Annotated in this window: 1 pseudogene; it reads left to right on the forward strand. The window is 70.3% G+C overall.

Features of this window, described 5'->3' with window-relative positions:
- Positions 1 to 12: 12 nt before the first annotated feature.
- Positions 13 to 4,325: pseudogene (locus BMW88_RS44270) on the forward strand (non-ribosomal peptide synthetase); the annotation flags it as partial.

Genomic DNA, 4,325 nt, shown 5'->3' on the forward strand with positions numbered 1-4,325 from the left:
CTGCACCAGCGGTTGCTGAAGGTGGCTCGTGGTTGTGGTGCGAGTGTGTTCATGGTGTTGCAGGCGGGGTTGGCGGCGTTGTTGTCGCGGTTGGGTGCGGGTGTGGACGTGCCGATCGGGTCGCCGATCGCGGGCCGGACCGATGCGGCGCTGGACGATCTGGTCGGGTTCTTCGTGAACACGCTGGTGTTGCGCACGGATGTGTCGGGTGATCCGTCGTTCGCGGAGCTGGTGGAACGGGTGCGGGCGGCGGATCTTGCGGCGTACGCCAACCAGGACGTGCCGTTCGAGCGGCTGGTCGAGGTGCTCAACCCCACCCGGTCGCTGTCGCGCAACCCGCTCTTCCAGGTCATGCTCGCCTACCAGAACGTGCCCGAGCCAACCCTGGCCATGCCGGGACTTCGCGTGAACTTCGAGATCTTCCCGGTCCGCACGGCCAAGTTCGACCTGCACCTCAGCATCGGCGAACTGCACGGTGGCGGCGACGGCGCGCTCGACGGCTTCGTCGAGTTCAACACGGACGTCTTCGACCGGGAGACCGTCGGTACGATCCTGGGACGCCTCACCCGGCTGCTCGACAGCGCCACCGCCGACCCGGGACGTCCCCTCTCGCAGATCGACATCCTCACCGAGGAAGAACGCGAGCTGGTTCTCTGCGAGTGGAACGACACCGCACACGAGGTCCCGGCGGCGTCATTGCCGGAGCTCATCGAGTCGCGGGCGGCGCGCGTCCCGGACTCGACCGCACTCGTCTTCGACGGGGCGAGCCTGACCTACCACGAGTTGAACGAGCGGGCCAACCGGCTGGCCCACGAGCTCGCCGACCGCGGCGCGGGGCCGGAGCGGGTCGTGGCGGTGGCCGTGGAGCGGTCGCTCGACCTCGTGATCGCACTGCTCGCCGTGCTGAAGACCGGTGCGGCCTACCTCCCCGTCGATCCGGGTTATCCGCAGGAGCGGACGCGGTTCGTGTTGCGGGACGCGGCCCCCGTCACCGTCGTCACCACGGCGCAGACCGTCCCGCTGTTGCCGCCCGGCGAAGTCTCACTGGTGCTGGACGAACCGGGAACCCGCGACCTGCTCTCGCGTCGGAGCACCGAGAACCCGGTGCCGGAGTTGTCGCCGGACAGCCCCGCCTACGTCATCTACACGTCCGGGTCGACAGGCAAGCCCAAGGGCGTCGTGGTCTCGCACGCCGCGATCGTCAACCGCCTGGCGTGGATGCAGGCGGAGTACGGCCTCGGCGCGGACGACCGCGTGCTGCAGAAGACGCCGTCGGGCTTCGACGTGTCCGTGTGGGAGTTCTTCTGGCCGTTGACAGAGGGCGCGACACTGGTGATCGCGGCGCCGGAGGGACATCGGGATCCGGCCTACCTGGCGGACGTGATCGTGGCCGAGCGCATCACCACCGTCCACTTCGTACCGTCGATGCTGCACGCCTTCCTCGAACATCCGCGCGCCGCGCGGTGCGTGAACCTGCGCCGGGTGATCTGCAGCGGTGAGGCGCTGTCGCCCGAGCTGGAAGCCCTGCACGCCCGCACGCTCGGTGTGCCGCTGCACAACCTCTACGGGCCGACGGAAGCCGCGGTGGACGTCACCTCGTGGGCGTGCGACCCGGATGCCGGCGGCGGCACCGTGCCGATCGGCCGGCCCGTGTGGAACACCTCGGTGTACGTGCTGGACGCCGCACTGCGTCCGGTGCCGGTGGGAGCCGTCGGCGACCTGTACCTCGCGGGTGTCCAACTCGCCCGCGGGTACCTCAACCGTCCGGCGCTGACCGCCGAGAGGTTCACCGCCGACCCGTTCGGTCAGCCCGGCACCAGGATGTACCGGACCGGCGACATCGCCCGCTGGCGGCCGGACGGCGCGCTGGAGTTCCTGGGCAGGGCCGACGACCAGGTGAAGATCCGCGGCTTCCGGATCGAGCTCGGTGAGATCGAGAGCGTGGTCGCGAGTCATCCAGGAGTCGCGCAGGCAGCGGTCGTGGCGCGGGGGGAACGTGATGGCGACAAGCAACTCGTGGCGTACGTGGTGCCGGGCGGCAAGCCGCAGGGCGAGCGCGACCGGGCGCTCGAACACCACCAGGTCAGCGAATGGGAACACGTCTACGACGAGGTGTACGAGCGGACTGGCGGCACGGCGTTCGGCGAGGACTTCACCGGGTGGAACAGCAGCTACGACGGAGCACCGTTGCCACTGGAGCACATGAGGGAGTGGCGGGCGAACGCGGTCGACCGCATCCGGGACCTCGAACCGCGCCGGGTGCTGGAGCTGGGTGTCGGCAACGGGTTGCTGCTGTCCCAGCTCGCGGGCGACTGCGAGGCCTATTGGGGCACGGACCTGTCCTCCGCCGCGATCGAGGCACTGCGCGCACAGGTCGCCGACCGGGCCGGCCTGGCGGACAGGGTGGAGTTGCGCGCCCAGCCGGCACATGTGATCGACGGTCTGCCCACGGGCTTCTTCGACACCGTGGTGCTCAACTCGGTGGTCCAGTACTTCCCGAGTTCGGAGTACCTCGCCGACGTGTTGCGCGCGGCGCTGGCCGTGCTGGCACCCGGCGGGGCGATCTTCGTGGGTGACGTGCGGAACCTGCGCCTGTTGCGATGCCTGCACACGGCTGTGCAGCTGAGCCGCGCGGGGAACGCGGTCAGCCCGGTCGCACTGCGCCGGATCATCGACCGGAACGTGCTGATGGAGAAGGAGCTCCTGCTCGACCCGGACTTCTTCCCTGCCTTCGCCCAGGCCACGTCCGAGGTGGCGGACTTCGAGGTGCACCTCAAGCGCGGCAGGCACCACAACGAACTGACCCGGTACCGGTTCGACGTGGTGCTGCGCAAGGCAGCGGCCACCGGTGCGGCGCCGGCCGCGGTGTCCCCGCCCGCCCTGCGCTGGCAGCGCGAAGTCCCCGACCTGGCGGCGCTGGAACGACTTCTCGGCGCCACCGCGCCGGCCGCGGTGCGCATCACCGGCGTGCCGAACGCCAGGCTGCTGCCCGAGCTCGAGTCGCTGCGCGTCTTCGACAGCGGCGGCCAGGTGGGCGGGGCGGATGAGCGGAACGCGGGGCAGGACCCGGAGAGCTTTCACGAACTCGGGGCCCGGCACGGTTACCGCGTCCGCACGACGTGGTCGTCCGCTGCCGCGGACGGCAGCTTCGACGCGGTGCTGACCAGACCGTCCACACCGGACACCATCCGGGCCTACCGGGCACCGGCCGAGCCCGCGGACATCGCCTCGTACGCCAACGATCCGGCGGCCTCGCACGACCTCGCGGCACTGGTGCGAGATCTCCGGGCGCACAGCACGGAGTGGCTGCCCGGGCACATGGTCCCCTCGGCCTTCATGGTGCTGGACAGCTTGCCGTTGACCGCGAACGGAAAGCTGGACCGGCGGGCGTTGCCGTCACCGGTGCTCGGCACCGGCACGGTGGGCAGGGCACCGGGCACGCCCACCGAGCACGCACTGTGCTCGCTGTTCGCCGAGGTGCTCGGACTGCCGTCGGTGGGCGTCGACGACGACTTCTTCGCCTTGGGCGGCCATTCACTGCTCGCGACCCGGCTGCTCAGCCGGGTGCGGACCGCCTTCGGCGTCGAGCTGGAGCTCCAGGACCTGTTCGCCAGGCCGACGGTCGTGGGTGTCGCCGAGCGGATCGAAGGCACCCACGAGGAACGGCCGAAGCTCGTCGCCGTGCGCACCCGCGATGACCTCCCGCTGTCCTTCGCACAGCAGCGGTTGTGGTTCCTCGACCGGCTGGAGGGGTCGAGCCCGACCTACAACCTGGCGCTGGCCCTGCGGCTGGACGGCGTTCTCGACCGCGGTGCGCTCGGCGCGGCGCTGACCGATGTGGTCTCCCGGCACGAAGTGCTGCGCACCGTGCTGCGGGAGCACGATGGCGTCCCGCGGCAGGTCGTGCTCGACCCGGCGCGTGCTCGTCCCGAGTTCGTCATCACCTCGTGCGCCGAACCGGAGCTGGCCGCGTCGCTGACCGCTGCCGCGCGGTACCGGTTCGACCTGGCGGCCGAACTGCCGCTGCGTGCCGAGCTGTTCGTGCTCGGGCCGGACCGTCACGTGCTGGTCCTCGTGCTCCACCACATTGCGGGTGATGGGTGGTCGATGGCGCCGTTGGCGCGGGATTTGGCGTTGGCGTATGGGGCGCGGTGTGCGGGTGGTGTGCCGGGGTGGGGTGTGTTGCCGGTGCAGTACGCGGATTACGCGTTGTGGCAGCGTGAGTTGTTGGGGGAGGAGTCGGATCCGGGTAGCCGGGTGAGTCGTCAGCTGGAGTTCTGGCGGTCGGTGTTGGCGGGGTTGCCGGAGCAGATCGACCTGCCCAC

The sequence above is a fragment of the Lentzea xinjiangensis genome, from assembly GCF_900110955.1.
Taxonomy (GTDB): domain Bacteria; phylum Actinomycetota; class Actinomycetes; order Mycobacteriales; family Pseudonocardiaceae; genus Lentzea; species Lentzea xinjiangensis.